This window comes from Aeromonas sp., assembly GCF_050252055.1.
Taxonomy (GTDB): domain Bacteria; phylum Pseudomonadota; class Gammaproteobacteria; order Enterobacterales; family Aeromonadaceae; genus Aeromonas; species Aeromonas caviae.
On the sequence record NZ_JBFWLQ010000014.1, the window covers coordinates 1 to 16,964 of the forward strand.

The 16,964-nt window shown below is 61.7% G+C and carries 15 protein-coding genes and 1 pseudogene; 9 read left to right on the plus strand and 7 right to left on the minus strand.

Translation table 11 applies throughout. The annotated features are described in order from the left end of the window. Positions 1-353: 353 nt before the first annotated feature. Genes hemG through pepQ form a run of 4 tightly spaced genes read right to left on the minus strand, consistent with a single transcriptional unit; the run spans position 354 to position 4,319 of the window. On the minus strand, positions 354-878 hold the full coding sequence (gene hemG, locus AB7E19_RS19390; protein WP_029313439.1) for a menaquinone-dependent protoporphyrinogen IX dehydrogenase: 525 nt from the start codon (positions 876-878) through the stop codon (positions 354-356). A gap of 7 nt (positions 879-885) precedes the next feature. Continuing rightward, positions 886-2,343, minus strand: a complete 1,458-nt coding sequence (locus AB7E19_RS19395; protein WP_045522557.1) for a TrkH family potassium uptake protein — start codon at positions 2,341-2,343, stop codon at positions 886-888. Positions 2,344-2,379: 36 nt separating this feature from the next. Further along, complete coding sequence (locus AB7E19_RS19400; protein WP_041212013.1) at positions 2,380-2,997, minus strand: YigZ family protein; 618 nt, start codon at positions 2,995-2,997, stop codon at positions 2,380-2,382. Beyond that, on the minus strand, positions 2,997-4,319 hold the full coding sequence (gene pepQ / locus AB7E19_RS19405) for a Xaa-Pro dipeptidase (RefSeq protein WP_128297090.1): 1,323 nt from the start codon (positions 4,317-4,319) through the stop codon (positions 2,997-2,999). Before pepQ ends, AB7E19_RS19400 begins: the two co-directional genes overlap by 1 nt. A gap of 196 nt (positions 4,320-4,515) precedes the next feature. On the opposite strand from pepQ, the gene AB7E19_RS19410 reads away from it, so the two are divergent. The 6 genes from AB7E19_RS19410 to AB7E19_RS19435 all read left to right on the plus strand — a co-directional run bounded on the left by AB7E19_RS19410 (position 4,516) and on the right by AB7E19_RS19435 (position 13,880). Further along, the gene (locus tag AB7E19_RS19410) at positions 4,516-6,453 is read left to right on the plus strand and encodes an acetoacetate--CoA ligase (RefSeq protein ID WP_161653356.1); all 1,938 of its coding nucleotides are present in this window, start codon (positions 4,516-4,518) and stop codon (positions 6,451-6,453) included. A gap of 204 nt (positions 6,454-6,657) precedes the next feature. Continuing rightward, complete coding sequence (gene fadB / locus AB7E19_RS19415) at positions 6,658-8,805, plus strand: fatty acid oxidation complex subunit alpha FadB (RefSeq protein ID WP_427936294.1); 2,148 nt, start codon at positions 6,658-6,660, stop codon at positions 8,803-8,805. 21 nt (positions 8,806-8,826) lie between these two features. Then, complete coding sequence (gene fadA / locus AB7E19_RS19420; protein WP_010672414.1) at positions 8,827-9,990, plus strand: acetyl-CoA C-acyltransferase FadA; 1,164 nt, start codon at positions 8,827-8,829, stop codon at positions 9,988-9,990. Between the two features lie 347 nt (positions 9,991-10,337). Further along, positions 10,338-11,060: a response regulator gene (locus tag AB7E19_RS19425; protein WP_010672413.1), complete on the plus strand. Its 723-nt coding sequence runs from the start codon at positions 10,338-10,340 to the stop codon at positions 11,058-11,060. A 114-nt stretch (positions 11,061-11,174) separates the two neighbouring features. Beyond that, complete coding sequence (locus AB7E19_RS19430) at positions 11,175-12,620, plus strand: ATP-binding protein (protein ID WP_010672412.1); 1,446 nt, start codon at positions 11,175-11,177, stop codon at positions 12,618-12,620. Positions 12,621-12,623: 3 nt separating this feature from the next. Continuing rightward, positions 12,624-13,880, plus strand: a complete 1,257-nt coding sequence (locus AB7E19_RS19435; protein WP_045522564.1) for an ABC transporter substrate-binding protein — start codon at positions 12,624-12,626, stop codon at positions 13,878-13,880. A gap of 44 nt (positions 13,881-13,924) precedes the next feature. On the opposite strand, the gene AB7E19_RS19440 is transcribed toward AB7E19_RS19435, so the two are convergent. Next, on the minus strand, positions 13,925-14,116 hold the full coding sequence (locus tag AB7E19_RS19440; RefSeq protein ID WP_010672410.1) for a hypothetical protein: 192 nt from the start codon (positions 14,114-14,116) through the stop codon (positions 13,925-13,927). A 281-nt stretch (positions 14,117-14,397) separates the two neighbouring features. On the opposite strand from AB7E19_RS19440, the gene tusA reads away from it, so the two are divergent. The 3 genes and pseudogenes from tusA to AB7E19_RS19455 form a co-directional block, all read left to right on the plus strand. Then, positions 14,398-14,643 (plus strand): sulfurtransferase TusA, encoded by a 246-nt coding sequence (tusA, locus tag AB7E19_RS19445; protein WP_041214136.1) that lies wholly within the window; start codon positions 14,398-14,400, stop codon positions 14,641-14,643. 18 nt (positions 14,644-14,661) lie between these two features. Further along, positions 14,662-15,009, plus strand: a complete 348-nt coding sequence (locus AB7E19_RS19450) for a RidA family protein (protein ID WP_053288897.1) — start codon at positions 14,662-14,664, stop codon at positions 15,007-15,009. 28 nt (positions 15,010-15,037) lie between these two features. After that, positions 15,038-15,127 (plus strand): annotated as a pseudogene (locus tag AB7E19_RS19455) (endoribonuclease L-PSP); the annotation flags it as partial. A 373-nt stretch (positions 15,128-15,500) separates the two neighbouring features. Here the strand turns inward: AB7E19_RS19455 and AB7E19_RS19460 are convergent. After that, positions 15,501-16,157: an OmpA family lipoprotein gene (locus AB7E19_RS19460; RefSeq protein ID WP_010672405.1), complete on the minus strand. Its 657-nt coding sequence runs from the start codon at positions 16,155-16,157 to the stop codon at positions 15,501-15,503. A gap of 161 nt (positions 16,158-16,318) precedes the next feature. Next, positions 16,319-16,561: a hypothetical protein gene (locus AB7E19_RS19465; protein WP_043156027.1), complete on the minus strand. Its 243-nt coding sequence runs from the start codon at positions 16,559-16,561 to the stop codon at positions 16,319-16,321. Positions 16,562-16,964 lie beyond the last annotated feature (403 nt).

The window sequence follows — 16,964 nt, forward strand, 5'->3', positions numbered from 1 at the left end:
CAAAAATTGTTTTTGATGCTCGATGCTGTGAGTGCCCACACAGATTGCTTGATTCAAATTGTTAAAGAGCGTCACGCTTATCGCGTTGAGGAGGCGCATCTTACGCTCCTCACTTCGAAAGTCAAGCGGTTGTTTTCGCTTTTCTTTCGGCGCCCACTTCGCTAGGAAGCTGGCTCATCAGGTTGGCGTGGTCCGCCGTGCTGGTAGGGGCGCATTATAGGGAGCCGCGCCGGGATGACAAGGGCTATCTTGCGAAAAATAGTCCTTTTTACCGATTTGTGGCTCGAACGCCTACTTATCAAACAAAAAGCCCTACTTACGCAGGGCTCTGGCCGCTCTGAATGACGTCACTGTTACTTTTTTGACCAAAATTCACGGGCAAAGCCGCGCACCTTGTCCCAGTCGGTGAATTCCAGATCCTTGCTGGTATCCGTGCTGCCCCCGGTGATCTTCATGATCAACTGGATGATGCGGGTCTGCCACCAGTTGTAACGGGAGTACTGCAATGCCCCGGCAAACACCCCCAGAGTTTTAGGCTTCCAGGGAGAGAGGCGCAGAAACTTCTTCATGTAGGCGTTGGTCTGCGGCGTCTGCTTCTCGGGCTTGCGTGCCGTCAGGTTCACGCAGAAGAACGCCGCATTGGCTACTTCCAGCTGTTCATGATGTGCGTGTATGAAGCTGAGCAGGCTGGGGTGGAAGTTACCGTAGCGAATGGAAGCGCCAATCAACACCTTGGCATACTTGCTGAGGTTGCACATGGGCAGGGTGTGCAGGTCGTGCATCACCACTTCGCATCCTGATATTTCCTCCAGCATGACATCCACGATTTTCCGCGTTTGCCCGTCCCGGGAAGAATAAAGCACCAAAATCTTGTCCATACCAACCTCAACTACGCCAGAATGCAGGAGTAAACAGTACCAGAAGTGTGAAGATTTCCAATCGACCAAACAACATGGCCACGATTAATATCCACTGTGCAGTGGCCGAGATATTGCCGAAGTTGGCCGACACCTCCCCCAGACCCGGCCCCACGTTGGTGAATGCCGCAGCCACGGCGGAGAAGGCCGTCACTTCGTTCAGCCCCGTCATCAGCAGCAACAGCATGAAGATGAAGAACAGGATGATGTAGGTGGCAAAGTAGCCCCAGACCGCTTCCACGATCCGCTCCGGTACGGCGCGGCGTCCCAGCTTCAAGGTGTAGATGGCCCGCGGATGCACCAGCCGTTTGAGTTCACGCATCCCCTGCAGGAACAAGATCATGAAACGCATCACCTTGATGCCCCCCCCGGTACTGCCGGCGCAGCAGCCGATGAAGGCGGAGAACATCAACAGCATGGGCAGAAAGGAGGGCCACTCCGCATAGCTGGTCGTGCTGTAGCCGGTGGTCGTGCCAAGCGACACCGCCTGGAACAGACCGTGGTTGAGCGCCTCCTGCCAGGTGGCGTAATGACCGTGGAACAGCAGAGAGACGAAACAGATCAACACCAGCACGCACTGGATGCTCAGAAACACTTTGAGCTCCGAGTCCCGCAGATAGCTGCTCACGCGCACCGGCTTGTGGGCAAATACCATGAAGTGAAGCGCGAAGTTGACGCTCGCCAGCAACAGGAACACCACTGTGATCAGGTTGATGGCCGGGCTGTCGAAGAAACCGATGCTGGCGTCGTGGGTCGAGAACCCCCCAACCGACAAGGTGGAGAAGGAGTGGCAGATGGCATCGAACAACGTCATTCCCGCCATCCAGTACGCGAGAGCGCAGAGGGAGGTCAGCAACAGATAGATGAACCAGAGCGCCTTGGCCGTCTCGGCGATGCGCGGGGTCACCTTGTTGTCCTTGACGGGCCCCGGGATCTCGGCGCGATAGAGCTGCATACCCCCGATACCCAGAAGTGGCAGCACGGCCACCGCCAGCACGATGATCCCCATGCCACCGAGCCATTGCAGCAGCTGGCGGTAGAAGAGAAACGCCTTGGGCAGATTGTCCAGCCCGGTCAGCACCGTTGCGCCCGTGGTAGTCAGGCCGGAAAACGACTCGAAAAATGCCTCCGAGACCGACATGTCAGGCGTGTCGCTCATGATGAAGGGGACGGCACCCACGCTCCCCAGCACCACCCAGAACAGCACCACGATGAGGAAGCCTTCCTTGGACCTGAGTTCCTTTTTCTGATGGCGGTTGGGAAACCAGAGCAGGAGGCCGAGCAGGAGGGCTATGACGAAGGAGTTGACGAACTCGGTACCACCGCCATCACGATACCCAAAAGCGACCATCGCGGGCAGCAGCATGGTCGAGCTGAACAGGGCAACCAGCAGACCGACGATACGAATGATGCTCAGAATCTGCATTCCGGCTCCCTCTTCAGACTAAAAGAGCGATGGATTCTAGCCATCTAAGGGACGAAGGGATACCCGACCCTGGGTCCGGTCGGTCAATTCCTGTGCGATACGGGCCCAGAGCGCAGACTCCCACGCTACCTGAAGGGTGACGCTGGCACCATAATCGGCCACCAGCAACTGCCCTTGATGGACAGAGATGAGTGACTCCACGGCCCCCATGTCGGTGTAGTCACACTGGATCACGGAAGAGGTCAGCTGACGCTTGATACAGGTTTCAAGTTGCTTGAGTGCTGCCCCCACACCACCACCATAGGCCTTGACCAGGCCACCGGTCCCCAGCAGCACGCCACCGTAATAGCGCACCACCACGGCGGCGACTTCACCCAGACCGGCCCCCATCAACTGGGCCAGCATGGGTTTGCCCGCCGTGCCCGAGGGTTCGCCATCATCACTGAAACCATAAACCTGGCTGTCTTGCGGGGCGCCGGCGACAAAAGCCCAGCAGTGATGCCGGGCTCCCGGGTGTTGCTGTTTGATCTCGTCTATCCAGGCCTTGGCGGCCTCGACGGTCGGAGTGTGGGCGATGTAGGTAATGAAGCGGCTCTTCTTGATCTCTTCGCTCACCTCCAGCGGGGCTGCCGGTATGGGGTAATCCGTCGCCATCAGAGCCCTGCTTGTCTGGTCAGGTTCTCCACCCCGTTGGCATGCAGCACCACGTTGTCCTCGATGCGAATACCACCATAGGGACGCAGCGCCTCCACCTTGTTCCAGTTGACCCGCTTGCCCTGCTCACCCTGGCGCAGCGGCTCCAGCAGGCTGTCGATGAAGTAGAGGCCGGGCTCTATGGTGAAGACCTGACCCACTTCGATCACCCGGGTGCAGCGCAGATAGGGGAACTGCTCGGGGGCCGCCAGGTGGGTGCCGCGCTCATCCTGCATGAAGCCGCCGGCATCGTGTACCTGCAGGCCGAGGAAGTGGCCGAGACCGTGGGGGAAGAAGACATTGGTCACCCCGGTATGGATCATCTCGTCCACCGACATGTCTACCAGTTCGGTGGCTTGCAGCAGGCGCGCCAGCCTGTGGTGCATCTGCAGGTGCAGCTCGCTGTAGCGGCGGCCCGGCTTGATCTCGTCGATGATCTCCTGTTGCTGTGCATCCAGCGCAGCAATCAGATCGGCGAACTCACCGCGGCGCCAGGCCCAGGTCCGGGTAATGTCGGAGGCATAACCGTGCACGTCCACACCGGCATCGATGAGGAAGGAGTAACGCTCCGCATCCGGCACCCGCTGGGTGGAGAGATGGGTGTAGTGCAGGATGGCCGCATTGCGGTTGATGGCAACAATGTTGCCGTAGGGCGCCTCATTGGCCCCCTGTCCGACCGCCTTCATGTAGGACAGGTTGATCTCGAACTCGCTCGCCCCCGCCATGAAGGAGTCCTTGGCCGCGATGTGGCCGCGCACGCCGATGCGGTTGGCATCGCGAAGACATTCCAGCTCATAGGGCGTCTTGTAGGCACGGTGGTAGTGCAGGTAGTTGAGGACCGCCTCCGGATTGGGCTGGCCCAGTCCCAGCAGCTCGGCCACTTCCAGATGGCCGCCCAGATAGGCCCACTCCTGCTTGTTGGCCGGCAGGTGATCGGCAACCTGCTCCGGGCGAGTCAGGAAGCGAATGTCGAAGAAATCGACCCAGAAGGCGTTGGGCAACTCCGCCACCTTGTGCCAGAAGTCCACCGGCCGGTAGAACAGCAGCACCGGCTTGTTCACCCCGTCCACCAGCAACCAGCAGTGAGGGTTGTCCAGCACCGGCAACCAGGCCTTGAACTGGGGATTCACCTTGAAGGGATAATCCTGGTCATCGAGAAAGATGCGATGAGTCTGGCCGGAGTGAATAGCGAGGCCGCCAAGACCCTGTTGTTGCAGGATGTCGCGGGTACGCTGCTGAAGGGTGTCGAGATGCTGGGCAAAAAGTTGGCTGTAACTGCTCATGGCGTCCTGCTCCGGGCGAATGTGACTTCAGCATAACATCAAGCGAATCAAGGCTCGAGCCACCCGGCTTTCGCTTCGTGAGGTAACGCATAGGTTACAGGCTTTTTGTTATGAAGATAAAACAGACAATTAACAAACAAAGAACAATTCAATACACTGCCCACAGACAGTAGATATCAGCCGTCAGGAACGACTCATGCAAAACCTTTGTCTGTGGACACCGGATCAGGACAGGATGCAGCACTCCAACCTCCACCAGTTCATGGCCGAGGTCAATCACTTCCATGGTCTGCAACTGCGCAGCTATGCCGACCTGTATCAATGGTCGGTGGAGAAGACCACCCGCTTCTGGCCCCTGGTGTGGCAGCACTGCGGCGTCAAGGGCGAGCTTGGCAACATTGTGGCGGAGAACCGCCAGGATATGCAGCGCGCCCGCTGGTTCCCCGACAGCCAGCTCAACTTCGCCGAGAACCTGCTGCGCCGTCAGGATGAGAGCCCGGCCATCATCTCCCGCATCGAAGGGGGTCCAAGCCGGACCCTGAGCTGGCATCAGCTGGCAGATCAGGTCGCCCGCCTGGCCCAGTGGCTTCGCAGCCAGGGCATAGGCCGGGGTGATGTGGTCGCAGCCTACCTGCCCAATATCCCGGAAACCGTGGTAGCCATGCTGGCAACCACCAGCCTCGGCGCGATCTGGACCTCCACCAGTCCCGATTTTGGCGAGGCCAGCGTGGTGGAGCGCTTCGGCCAGACCCGTCCCAGGGTGCTGTTCGCGGTGGATGGCTACCGCTACGGCGGCAAGGCCATCGACATTCAGGACAAGGTGGCCAGCGTCGTCGGTCAGCTCGACAGCATAGAGCAGACGGTGATGATCCCTCTGCTCGGCAACCCGCTGCAGCTTGGTCACAACTGGCAGCAATTGCTGGCAAGCCAGCATGACACCCAGCTCGCCTTCGAGCCCATGGCTTTCAATGACCCGCTCTATATCCTCTACTCCTCCGGCACCACCGGCAAACCCAAGTGCATCGTGCACGGCATTGGCGGCACCCTGCTGCAACACCTGAAAGAGCACCAGTTGCACTGCGACATCAAGCCGGGGGAGCGCATCTTCTACTTCACCACCTGTGGCTGGATGATGTGGAACTGGCTGGTGAGCGCCCTCGCCTCCGGCGCCACCCTGGTGCTCTACGATGGTTCCCCCTTCTACCCGGATGGCAAGGTGCTGTGGGATCTGGCACGGGACGAAGAGGTCGCCCTGTTCGGCACCTCGGCCAAGTATCTCGATGCGCTGCATAAACAGGGTTATGCCCCCATCAAGACCCACGACCTGCCTGCCTTGCGCCTCATCTGCAGCACCGGATCCGTGCTGTCGCCGGAGGGGTTTGACTACGTTTACCAGCAGATAAAGCAGGATGTGCAGCTCAGCTCCATCTCTGGCGGCACCGACATCTGCTCCTGCTTCGTCATCGGCAACCCCTTGAGCCCCGTCTATCGCGGCGAGAGCCAGGGGCGCGGCCTTGGTCTCGCGGTGCAGGTATTCAACGAGGCGGGCCAGCCGGTGCTGGGTGAAAAGGGCGAACTGGTCTGCACCAAGCCTTTCCCGGCCCAGCCCATCTACTTCTGGGGTGACGAGAACGGCGACAAATACCACGCCGCCTACTTCGAGCGGTTCGACAACATCTGGTGCCACGGGGACTGGATCGAGCTGACCCCGACCGGCGGCATTCTGTTCTACGGCCGCTCCGACGCGACCCTCAACCCGGGCGGCGTGCGCATCGGCACCAGCGAGATCTACCGCTATGTGGAACAACTCGACGAGGTGGAAGAGAGCATCGTCATCGGCCAGCAATGGAAACAGGACGAGCGGGTGGTGCTGTTCGTCAAGCTCAAGGCGGGTTGCAAGCTGGACGACGGGCTGCGTGAGCGGATATGCCAGCAGATCAAGCGACACTGCACCGCCCGTCATGTGCCTGCCCGCATCCTGCAGGTGGATGCCATCCCCCGCACCAAGTCCGGCAAGATAGTGGAGCTGGCGGTGCGGGAAGTGGTGCACAATCGGCCCGTCAACAACACCCATGCCCTCGCCGATCCCGAGGTGCTGAACCAGTATCGCAACCGGCCGGAACTGGCTAGCTGATACCACGCTCATCTCCATCGGAGGCGCCGCAAGGCGCCTCTTTTTTGCCCGTTTTGTGATGAAGAGCTTTTACTCGACAACTGTTAAACAAATGTTTTAAATAGGTGTTGAAAATGTCTCCTTTTGGATCAATAGTGAGCCTCGCCCCCTGCTGGGGATAAAGGAGCACCATTCCCCACAGAGTGGGAACAAGGAGACACTCTCATGATCTACCAAGGCGAAACCCTGACGGTCAGCTACCTCGAAGACGGCATTGCCGAGCTGAGGTTCGATGCCCCGGGTTCAGTCAACAAGCTGGATCGCGCTACCCTGCTCTCCCTGAGCGAAGCGATCGCCGCATTACAGCAACAAGCCGATTTGAAGGGTCTGATCCTCACCTCCGGCAAAGACGCTTTCATCGTCGGCGCCGACATCACCGAATTCCTGGAACTGTTCGATCTGCCGCAAGAAGACCTGCTCGGCTGGCTGGAGAAGGCCAACGACATCTTCAGCGCCATCGAAGATCTGCCGGTGCCCACCCTCTCCGCCATCAAGGGCCATGCTCTGGGCGGCGGCTGCGAGACCATTCTCTCCACCGATTTCCGGTTGGCCGACACCACGGCCAAGATCGGCCTGCCCGAGACCAAGCTCGGCATCATGCCGGGCTTTGGCGGCACCGTCCGTCTGCCGCGGGTGATCGGTGCCGACAACGCGCTGGAGTGGATCACCACCGGCAAGGATTACCGTGCCGATGACGCCCTCAAGGTGGGTGCCATCGATGCCGTGGTCGCCCCCGACGCGCTGCACAGCGCCGCCGTGCAGATGATCAAGGACGCGATCAAAGGCAAGCTGGACTGGCAGGGCCGCCGCGCCACCAAGAAGGCCCCGCTGCGCCTCTCCAAACTGGAAGCCATGATGAGCTTCACCACCGCCGCCGGCATGGTTGCCGCCGTGGCGGGCAAACACTATCCGGCCCCCATGGCCGCCGTGAAGACGGTGGAAGCCGCCGCCAGCATGGGCCGTGACGAAGCGCTGGCCGCCGAGGCCGCCACCTTCATCAAGCTGGCGAAAACCGACGTGGCCAAGGCGCTGGTCGGTATCTTCCTCAACGATCAACACATCAAGGCGCTGGCCAAGAAGGCCGCCAAGCAGGCAAACAAGGCCACCGGCCATGCCGCCGTGCTGGGTGCCGGCATCATGGGGGGCGGCATCGCCTACCAGTCTGCCAGCAAAGGCATCCCGGCGGTGATGAAGGACATCAACGAGAAGGCGCTGGCACTTGGCATGAATGAGGCCACCAAGCTGCTCAACGGCCAGCTCGAGCGCGGTCGCATCGACGGCATCAAGATGGGCCAGGTGCTCTCCGCCATCACGCCGACCCTGAGCTATGACAACGTCAAGCATGTGGACGTGGTGGTCGAAGCCGTGGTCGAGAACCCGAAAGTGAAGGCGGCCGTGCTGAGTGAAGTGGAAGGCGTGATCGGCGAAGACTCCGTGCTCGCCAGCAACACCTCCACCATCCCCATCTCCCTGCTGGCCAAGGGACTGAAGCGCCCCGAGAATTTCTGCGGCATGCACTTCTTCAACCCGGTGCACCGCATGCCACTGGTGGAGATCATCCGCGGCGAGCAAACCTCCGATGAAACCATCAACCGCGTGGTGGCCTACGCCGCCGCCATGGGCAAGTCCCCGGTCGTGGTCAACGACTGCCCCGGCTTCTTCGTGAACCGTGTGCTGTTCCCCTACTTCTTCGGCTTCAACAAGCTGGTCGCCGATGGCGCCGACTTCGCCGCCGTCGACAAGGTGATGGAGAAGGAGTTCGGCTGGCCCATGGGCCCCGCCTACCTGCTGGACGTGGTCGGCATCGACACTGGCCACCATGCCGGTGACGTGATGGCGCAGGGCTTCCCGGCACGCATGAGCAAAGAAGGCCGTACCGCCATCGACGTGATGTACGAAGTGAACCGCTTCGGTCAGAAGAACGGCAAGGGCTTCTACGCCTACGAGCAGGACAAGAAGGGCAAGCCGAAGAAGGTGGCCGACGCCGCTGCTTACGAGCTGCTGGCCCCCATCGCCAAGCCGAAACAGGATTTCGACAAGGACGCCATCATCGCCCGCATGATGATCCCGATGATCAACGAGGTGGTGCTCTGTCTGGAAGAGGGCATAGTCGCCACGCCAGCCGAAGCCGACATCGCGCTGGTCTACGGTCTGGGCTTCCCTCCCTTCCGCGGCGGCGTGTTCCGCTATCTGGACACTATCGGTCTGGATCGCTATGTCGCCATGGCCGACCAGTATGCCGACTTGGGCCCGCTCTACCGCGTCAGCGACCGCTTGCGTGAGATGGCCGCCCAGGGCAACACCTTCTACTGATTGCGGAAAGGAGATCCATTCATGAAAGACGTAGTCATTGTCGACTGTATCCGGACCCCCATGGGCCGGTCCAAGGGCGGCGCCTTCCGCAACGTGCGTGCAGAAGACTTGTCCGCGCACCTGATGAAATCCATCCTGCTGCGCAACCCCAACCTCGACCCGAACGAGATCGAGGATATCTACTGGGGCTGCGTGCAGCAGACCCTGGAACAGGGCTTCAACATTGCCCGCAACGCCGCCTTGCTGGCCGGCATTCCCAAGCAGGTGGGGGCGGTCACCGTCAACCGCCTGTGCGGCTCCAGCATGCAGGCGCTGCATGATGCCTCCCGCGCCATTCAGGTAGGTGATGGGGATATCTTCATCATCGGCGGCGTCGAACACATGGGCCACGTGCCCATGAGCCACGGGGTGGACTTCCACCCCGGCATGGCCAAGTCGGTGGCAAAAGCCTCCGGCATGATGGGGCTGACCGCCGAGATGCTCGGCAAGCTGCACGGCATCAGCCGTCAACAGCAGGACGAGTTTGCGGCCCGCTCCCACCGCCGTGCCCACGCCGCCACCGTGGAAGGGCGTTTTGCCAAGGAGATCGTCGGGCTGGAAGGGCACGACGCCAGCGGCGCCCGCTTCTTCTACGACTATGACGAGGTGATCCGCCCCGAGACCACGGTCGAGACGCTGAGCCAGCTGCGCCCGGTGTTCGACCCGGTCAACGGTACCGTCACCGCCGGCACCTCCTCAGCCCTGTCCGATGGCGCCGCCGCCATGCTGGTGATGAGTGCGGACCGTGCAAAGGCCCTCGGCCTCACGCCGCGCGCCAGGGTGCGCGCCATGGCCATCGCCGGCTGTGACGCCGCCATCATGGGTTACGGCCCGGTGCCGGCCACCCAGAAAGCGCTCAAGCGAGCCGGGCTGACCGTCGGCGACATCGACCTCTTCGAGCTGAACGAGGCGTTTGCCGCCCAGTCCCTCCCCTGCGTGAAGGATCTGGGTCTGCAAGACTTGGTGGATGAGAAGGTGAACCTGAACGGTGGCGCCATCGCCCTGGGTCACCCGCTCGGCTGCTCCGGTGCCCGCATCTCCACCACCCTGATCAACCTGATGGAAGAGAAGGATGCCACCCTGGGAGTCGCCACCATGTGCATCGGCCTGGGTCAGGGTATCGCCACCGTGTTCGAACGGGTGTAAGTGAATCGCCCCTGACTGCTCACCGGTCAGGGACGCCGCCTCGGGGCGGCAACAACAGACAGAAGGCGGCCCTGCTTCCCGGCACAGCGGCCCCATCACGAATACCGGGTCGGCCTGCCGACCCTGCTGTCGAGTCTGTGGAACGCGCCACACGGGGTGCGCTCCTGCCGTCGGAATCTGCGTGTTGGCCGGCCCGTTTGGGTCGGCCTTTTTTATTCTTTTCCCGCGATCGGGGCCAATCCTGAGGCTATATTGCCCATAACTTCACATTAGAGGGGGGGCTTGCTTGCTTTTTGCTCCCCCGACAGGTTCAATCTGCACAAAAAAATGGGTGGATGCACATACATATGTCAACGAGCAAACAACTGCTTATCGTCGACGACGATCGGGAGATCCGCGAGCTGCTCAACGAGTACCTGACCCGGGCCGGTTTTGAGGTACTGACCGCGGCCGAAGGGAACGAGATGCGCCAACAACTGGCCCAGCACAGCCCGGACCTCATCATTCTGGACATCATGATGCCCGGCGACGACGGCTTTACCCTCTGCCAGCAGATCCGCCGCGACTCCCAGGTACCCATCATCATGCTGACCGCCGCCTCCGACGAGGCTGACCGGGTGATTGGGCTGGAACTTGGCGCCGACGACTACATCGCCAAGCCGTTCAGCCCGCGCGAACTGCAGGCCCGCATCAAGGCGCTGCTGCGCCGCGCCGAATTCCGCCAGCCGGAGAAAGAAAAGGAACCGAGCCGTCGGCTGCGCTTCGCCGAGTGGACCCTGGACACCCTGAGCCACCAGCTGACCCACGAAGATGGCAGCCTGCTGGATCTCTCCGGCAGCGATGCCCTGCTGCTCGGCATGTTCCTGCAACAGCCCGGCGTGGTCCTGGACCGGGATACCATCTCGGACGCCACCCGCGGTCGCGAGAGCCTGCCCATGGAGCGCGGCATCGATGTGCAGATCAGCCGCCTGCGCCAGAAGCTGGGTGACAACGGCAAGAGCCCGCGCATCATCAAGACCATTCGCGGCAGCGGCTACATGCTGATCGCCGAAGTCCACGAGATCCCGTAACAGACAGACGCTACGGCGAGACCTTGAACGGGCAGAAGAGAGACCCATGACGGGGCAACGGGCAAGGCACAGAGGTAAGCACCCCATGCTGATCGACAAGAGACACACGCTGCCATGACGGGGCAGAAGTTCTGGCGGGCCCTGGTGCCCCGCTCCCTGCTGTCGCGGATGCTGCTGCTGCTGCTGCTCGCCATCCTGCTCTCCCAGACCATCCTCACCGGCATCTGGATGCAGCAGATCCAGAAGCGGGAGCTGGAGGGCATGCTCAGCACCACCCGCAACCTGGCGCTGTCGGCGGCTTCCACCGTCAACTTCTTCAAGTCCCTGCCCCTGCAATACCGCCACATCGCGCTGGATCAGCTGCGCAACATGGGGGGCAGCCGCTTCTTCGTCTCCCTGAACGAGGAAGAGATCCACATCAGCGCCATCCCCGACAGCGAGCGCAAGACGCTGGTGCTCAAAGAGGTGCAGGAGGTGCTCAGCCGCAAGCTCTCCGACGCCATGGCCATCAAGGTGGACTTCTCCCGCCCCGAGGAGCTGCACGTCTTCAACAACGACACCCTGCTGGCGGATCTTCCCTCCTCCTGGGCCCGCTACACCCTGTCCCTGGAGCCCATCAATCCGCCGGTGCTGGTGACCCAGATCGAGATAGAACCGGGGGAGTGGCTCTATCTGGCGGCCCTGCTGCCCGCCCCCTACATGACGCTGGATGACACCGTGATGCCAAGCAACCAGGTGCGTTTCATCGCCCTGATGACGGTCTTCCTCTGCTTCTTCACCTTCATGCTGGTGCGCTGGCAGACCCGCCCCCTGCGTCGCCTCGCCAAGGCAGCGGTCAACCTCGGCAAGGACATCGACCAGCCGTCCCTCAAAGAGGAGGGTGCCTCCGAAATCGTGGCGGCGACCCGCGCCTTCAACATCATGCAGCAGCGCATTCGCCGCTTCATCGACGACAGGGAGCGCCTCTTCAGCTCCATCTCCCACGACCTCAAGACCCCCATCACCCGGCTGCGACTGCGGGTCGAACTGCTGGACGACGAGGTGCAGATCGCCAAGTTCAACAAGGACCTGGACGAGCTGGAGCTGATGGTCAAAGGGGCGCTGCAGACGGTCAAAGAGACGGACATTCACGAGAACCTCGAGCAGATCGACGTCAACGCCCTGCTGGAGCAGATGGCGGAGGCCATGAACCTGCACGAGGATCTGCTCACCATCGAGGGCCACTGCAAGTGGCCCTATCGCGGCAAGCTGCTGGCCCTCAAGCGCTGCATCGGCAACCTGGTGGACAACGGCATCAAGTACGGCCAGAAGGTGCGCATCATCATCATGGATGACGAGGAGATGCTGATCCTCTTCATCATGGACGAGGGGCCCGGTCTGCCGGACGATCAGTTCGAGCGCATCTTCGAGCCCTACTACCGCCTCAGCACCGATGCCGCTGGCACCGGGCTGGGCCTTGGCATCGCCCGCAACATAGCCCACGCCCACGGCGGTGACCTGGTGCTGGAAAATCGCCCCCAGGGCGGCCTGCAGGCCACCCTCTCCCTACCAAGGCAGTAATGTATGAAGTGGTTGTCTTTTTCTGTCATCGCCCTGCTCTCCCTGCCCGTTTGTGCCTCCCAGGTGGAGGTATTGCACTGGTGGACCTCCGGCGGCGAGGCCAGGGCCGTGGAAGTGCTCAAGTCCGAGTGGGCCGAACAGGGCAACCAGTGGAACGACTTCGCGGTACAGGGGGGGGGCGGCAAGAGCGCCATGACGGTGCTCAAGAGCCGGGCCCTGGCGGCAAACCCGCCGGAGGCAGCCCACCTCAAGGGGTTCGAGCTGCACGAGTGGGGCAGCCTGGGCTTTCTGCGCGATCTCACCCCCATGGCCGAGCACCTCGGCTGGTACCCTCAGCTGCCCCCCATGGTGCGCGACACACTCAGCCAGAACGGCGCCCTGATGGCGGTCCCCACCGGCATCCACCGGGTCAACTGGCTGTGGCTCAACCGCAAGGTATTCGAGCAACAGGGGCTCAAGCCCCCCACCGACTGGGCCCAGTTCGTGGCGGTGGCGGACAAGCTCAAGGAGAAGGGCATCACCCCCCTCGCCATCGGTAACGAACCCTGGCAGATCGCGGTGCTGTTCGAAACGGTGGCCCTCGGCGAAGGGGGCAAGACCTTTTATCGCAAGGCCTTCCTCGAACAGGACAGCGCCACCCTGACCGGCCCCGACATGGTGCGGGTGCTGACCCGCTTCCAGCAGTTGCGCGCTTATGTGCCCGAGAAATACGCTGGCCTGAAATGGCACCAGGCCACCAACCTGCTGGAGAGCGGCGGCGCCGCCATGCAGGTGATGGGGGACTGGGTGAAGGGAGAGCTGAGTGCAGGCAACTACCGCCCCGGCGAGGATATCGAGTGCTTGCCAAGCCCGGGCAGCCAGGGGCTGTTCAGCTACAACCTCGACTCCATCGCCATGTTTAAGCAGCGGGATCCCGCCCAGTTGCAGGCCCAGGGCGAGCTGGCCAGGCTGTTGATGACACCGCGCTTCCAGGAAGCGTTCAACCGGGTGAAGGGCTCCATCCCGGCACTCATCAAGCCGGACATGAGCAAGTTCGATCGCTGCGCCATCCGCTCCTATCAGGACTTCCTCCACGCCGAGCAACAGGATAACCTGCTGCCCAGCATGGCGGAGGGGATGGCGGTGCCCACCAACATGCGCCAGGGGATCATGGATGTGCTGAGCAGCTTCTTCAACGACGCCAGGGCCAACCCCGAGCAGACGGCACAGCAGCTGGAGCGCGCCATGCGCTCGACCCGTTCAGGCGCGGAGCAGAAATGACAAAGGCGGACATCGTCCGCCTTTGAGTGCCGAGAGCCAGGCTCTCAGGAGGGATCGTTCTCGTCCTCATCCTCGTCGTAGTAGTCACTGAGCTCGATCCAGAGCCCCAGCCCTATCATCACCATGGAGCCGAACCAGGTACCGGTATTACCGATCGGGCTGCCCAGCACTATCATGGCGAACGACAAGAACCCCATGCCTGCGTAGGCTTGCAATCTGCCGTAGGAGACCTGCATATTCACACCTCCTTGTTGAATATGGTTCAATTTTTATATTACTCATCGAGCGAAGCCTGGGTAGAGCCGGTTCACATTTTGGTAGCATATGCTGCATAACCGCCCCGTGGTTTGATTATTTTTTCGCCGTGAGTATCATTGCTGGCCGAATTGGTTGAAGGTTGATTATTGATGAGTGCTTTATTCTGCGACGCAACGCACGAGTTGGACACAATCGGGCTTCGTTGCCCCGAACCCGTGACGATGGCGCGCAAGAAGGTGCGGCTGAAGGTTGATTATTCATGAGTACTGAATTCTGCAATGCGACCCACGAGCTGGACGCAATCGGGCTTCGTTGCCCCGAACCCGTGATGATGGTTCGCAAGAAAGTGCGGCTGATGGCGGATGGGGAGACCCTGCTGGTCAGCGCCGACGACCCCTCCACCACCCGCGACATTCCCAGCTTCTGCCGCTTCATGGACCATACCCTGGTCGCCAGCGAGACTGAGCAGGCCCCTTACCGCTACCTGATCCGCAAGGGTCAATAACCCTGTACCGGAGCAAACATGACAACTATTACCCGTATCGGGACCACCCAGCGCTGGTCTGATGTGGTCATCCACAACGGCACTCTCTACGTGGTGGAAGTGCCCGCCACCGAGACCGCCGACATCCACCAGCAGACCCGTGAAGTGCTGGAAAGCCTGCAGCGTTTGCTGGAAGCCAACGGTTCCGGCGTCGACAGGATCCTGATGGCCAACATCTATCTCAAGGACATTGAAGACATCGCCGCCTTCAACGCGCTGTGGGATGCCTGGATCCCGGCCGGCACAGCCCCCGTTCGCGCCTGTGTACAGGCCCGTCTGGCCCACGAAGGCTACAGGGTAGAAGTGCAGCTCACAGCAGCTGTCTAAACAAAGCGGGATGCCTGGCTCCCCTGATGCAGACACAGCCCCCGTTCGCGCCTGTGTACAGGCCCGTCTGGCCCACGAAGGCTACAGGGTAGAAGTGCAGCTCACAGCAGCTGTCTAAACAAAGCGGGATGCCTGGCTCCCCTGATGCAGACACCGCCCCGTTCGTGTCTGTGTACAGGCCCGTCTCGCCCACGAAGGCTACAAGGTGGAAGTGCAGCTGACTGCGGCTGTCTAAACAAAGCGGGATGCCTGGCTCCCCTGATGCAGACACCGCCCCCGTGCGCACCTGCATGCAGGCCCGCCTCGCCCACGAAGGCTACAGGGTGGAAGTACAGCTCACTGCCGCTGTCTAAGAGGCGGTTATCCCCTCATCCCCGACCCTTCTCCCGCAAGGGGAGAAGGGGGCAAGGAGCACAGGGCACGCACCGGCGCCAATAGAAAGGCCCCGCCATCGCTGGCGGGGCCTTTTTCATGGCATCGAACCGGGCCGCTTAGGCGGTCGGGGTCAGGGTGATGGTCACCCGACGGTTCTGGGCCTTGCCTTCGGCGGTGCTGTTGCTGGCCACCGGCTGATCCGGGCCCACACCGCTGATGGCGATGCGGCTGCCGGACACGCCCTGGCCGATCAGCTGGGCGGCGACGGCATCGGCGCGATCCCGGGAGAGCTTCATGTTCAGCTCGCGGGAGCCGGTGCTGTCGGTGTGACCGACCACGTTCAGACGGGTCTTGTCGAACTCGGCAACCACCAGGGCCACGCCGGACAGGGTGTTGGCACCGGCGGCTTTCAGCTGGGCGCTGGAGCTGTCGAAGGTGACGTTGTTCGGCATGTTGAGGATCAGCTGATCACCGTTGCGGGTCACGCTGACGCCGGTGCCTTGCAGCTTCTCGCGCAGCTTGGCTTCCTGCACATCCATGTAGTAACCGATACCACCACCCAGGGCCGCACCGGCGGCGACGCCAGTCAGGATGCCCTTTTTGCGGTCGCCCTTGCTGGAGGAGAGCGCCCCCACGGCTGCGCCGGTCGCCGCACCCGCCAACGCGCCCCAGGCGCCCTTGGAGGTCTGGGATTCACCGGTATAGGGGTTGGTGGTACAGCCAGTGATGGCGACGGTCAGGGCAAGTGCAGGAACCAGTTTCTTGAAATGCATGAAAAAACCTCTGAAAAAGAACGACTCTAGCCGATAGCCGCGCATTCTAACCCAGAGAGGCGCCAGAGTGTGACGCGCGCATTGCGAAGATGGGCAGGGGGCAAAACGCCCCCTGCCCCTTGCGACTTACCCGGTGCAGGCCATCTTCGGACGGGCCCGCCTCAATATTTGATATCCCGGGCCTTGTCTCGCCCCTCCTGCTTGTTGTCACGATGCTCCTGGCGGCAGTCGGCATTGCCCACCACCCCCTCACGACACGCCTGTTTCGCGTCACGGGACTCCTGACGGGTATCCTGACGCACATCGCGGGCGTCACGGCGCTCCTGGGCCTGCTTGGTGGCCTGTGCAGGCAGGGCGGCCAGCAAGGCGGTGGCGGCAAGCAGCGCCAATACGGACTTCTTCATGATGGCTCCTTCGCCAGACAACCTGAACCGGTCCGGCGTCTTTCAATGATAGGGGAGGGGCAAGATCCCGGTAGCGCAAACTCGGCCCTCGGGGGCGTCGTTTGTGCAGCCTCGGACCTTCTTGCACAGGGCCGGCTTCCCCTCGTGTTTGCCCTGACGAGCAACGTCATCCCCAGGGTGCAGCCGATCAGGTCGGGGAAGAGAGGGCGAACGGTGCTCAGTGACACGGGACTCCCTCGTGATGGCGATCCCGATGATGAACCCGTGTGACTGTATCCCGGCTGTACCAAGGGGCGACAAGGCTCCCGGCCCGGCGCAACGGAACATGCTCCCGGGGTCTGGAGTGGTTGCCCCCCAGATGCGGGTTGTCTCATAAGAGCCCATGGCCCCAGAGTGGGGGACA

Excerpts from the sequence above, each read along its gene's own strand:
- hemG (WP_029313439.1), bottom strand. The coding sequence starts at position 878 with ATGGACAAGATTTTGGTGCTTTATTCTTCCCGGGACGGGCAAACGCGG.
- AB7E19_RS19395 (WP_045522557.1), bottom strand. The coding sequence starts at position 2,343 with ATGCAGATTCTGAGCATCATTCGTATCGTCGGTCTGCTGGTTGCCCTG.
- AB7E19_RS19400 (WP_041212013.1), bottom strand. The coding sequence starts at position 2,997 with ATGGCGACGGATTACCCCATACCGGCAGCCCCGCTGGAGGTGAGCGAA.
- pepQ (WP_128297090.1), bottom strand. The coding sequence starts at position 4,319 with ATGAGCAGTTACAGCCAACTTTTTGCCCAGCATCTCGACACCCTTCAG.
- AB7E19_RS19410 (WP_161653356.1), top strand. The coding sequence starts at position 4,516 with ATGCAAAACCTTTGTCTGTGGACACCGGATCAGGACAGGATGCAGCAC.
- fadB (WP_427936294.1), top strand. The coding sequence starts at position 6,658 with ATGATCTACCAAGGCGAAACCCTGACGGTCAGCTACCTCGAAGACGGC.
- fadA (WP_010672414.1), top strand. The coding sequence starts at position 8,827 with ATGAAAGACGTAGTCATTGTCGACTGTATCCGGACCCCCATGGGCCGG.
- AB7E19_RS19425 (WP_010672413.1), top strand. The coding sequence starts at position 10,338 with ATGTCAACGAGCAAACAACTGCTTATCGTCGACGACGATCGGGAGATC.
- AB7E19_RS19430 (WP_010672412.1), top strand. The coding sequence starts at position 11,175 with ATGACGGGGCAGAAGTTCTGGCGGGCCCTGGTGCCCCGCTCCCTGCTG.
- AB7E19_RS19435 (WP_045522564.1), top strand. The coding sequence starts at position 12,624 with ATGAAGTGGTTGTCTTTTTCTGTCATCGCCCTGCTCTCCCTGCCCGTT.
- AB7E19_RS19440 (WP_010672410.1), bottom strand. The coding sequence starts at position 14,116 with ATGCAGGTCTCCTACGGCAGATTGCAAGCCTACGCAGGCATGGGGTTC.
- tusA (WP_041214136.1), top strand. The coding sequence starts at position 14,398 with ATGAGTACTGAATTCTGCAATGCGACCCACGAGCTGGACGCAATCGGG.
- AB7E19_RS19450 (WP_053288897.1), top strand. The coding sequence starts at position 14,662 with ATGACAACTATTACCCGTATCGGGACCACCCAGCGCTGGTCTGATGTG.
- AB7E19_RS19460 (WP_010672405.1), bottom strand. The coding sequence starts at position 16,157 with ATGCATTTCAAGAAACTGGTTCCTGCACTTGCCCTGACCGTCGCCATC.
- AB7E19_RS19465 (WP_043156027.1), bottom strand. The coding sequence starts at position 16,561 with ATGAAGAAGTCCGTATTGGCGCTGCTTGCCGCCACCGCCTTGCTGGCC.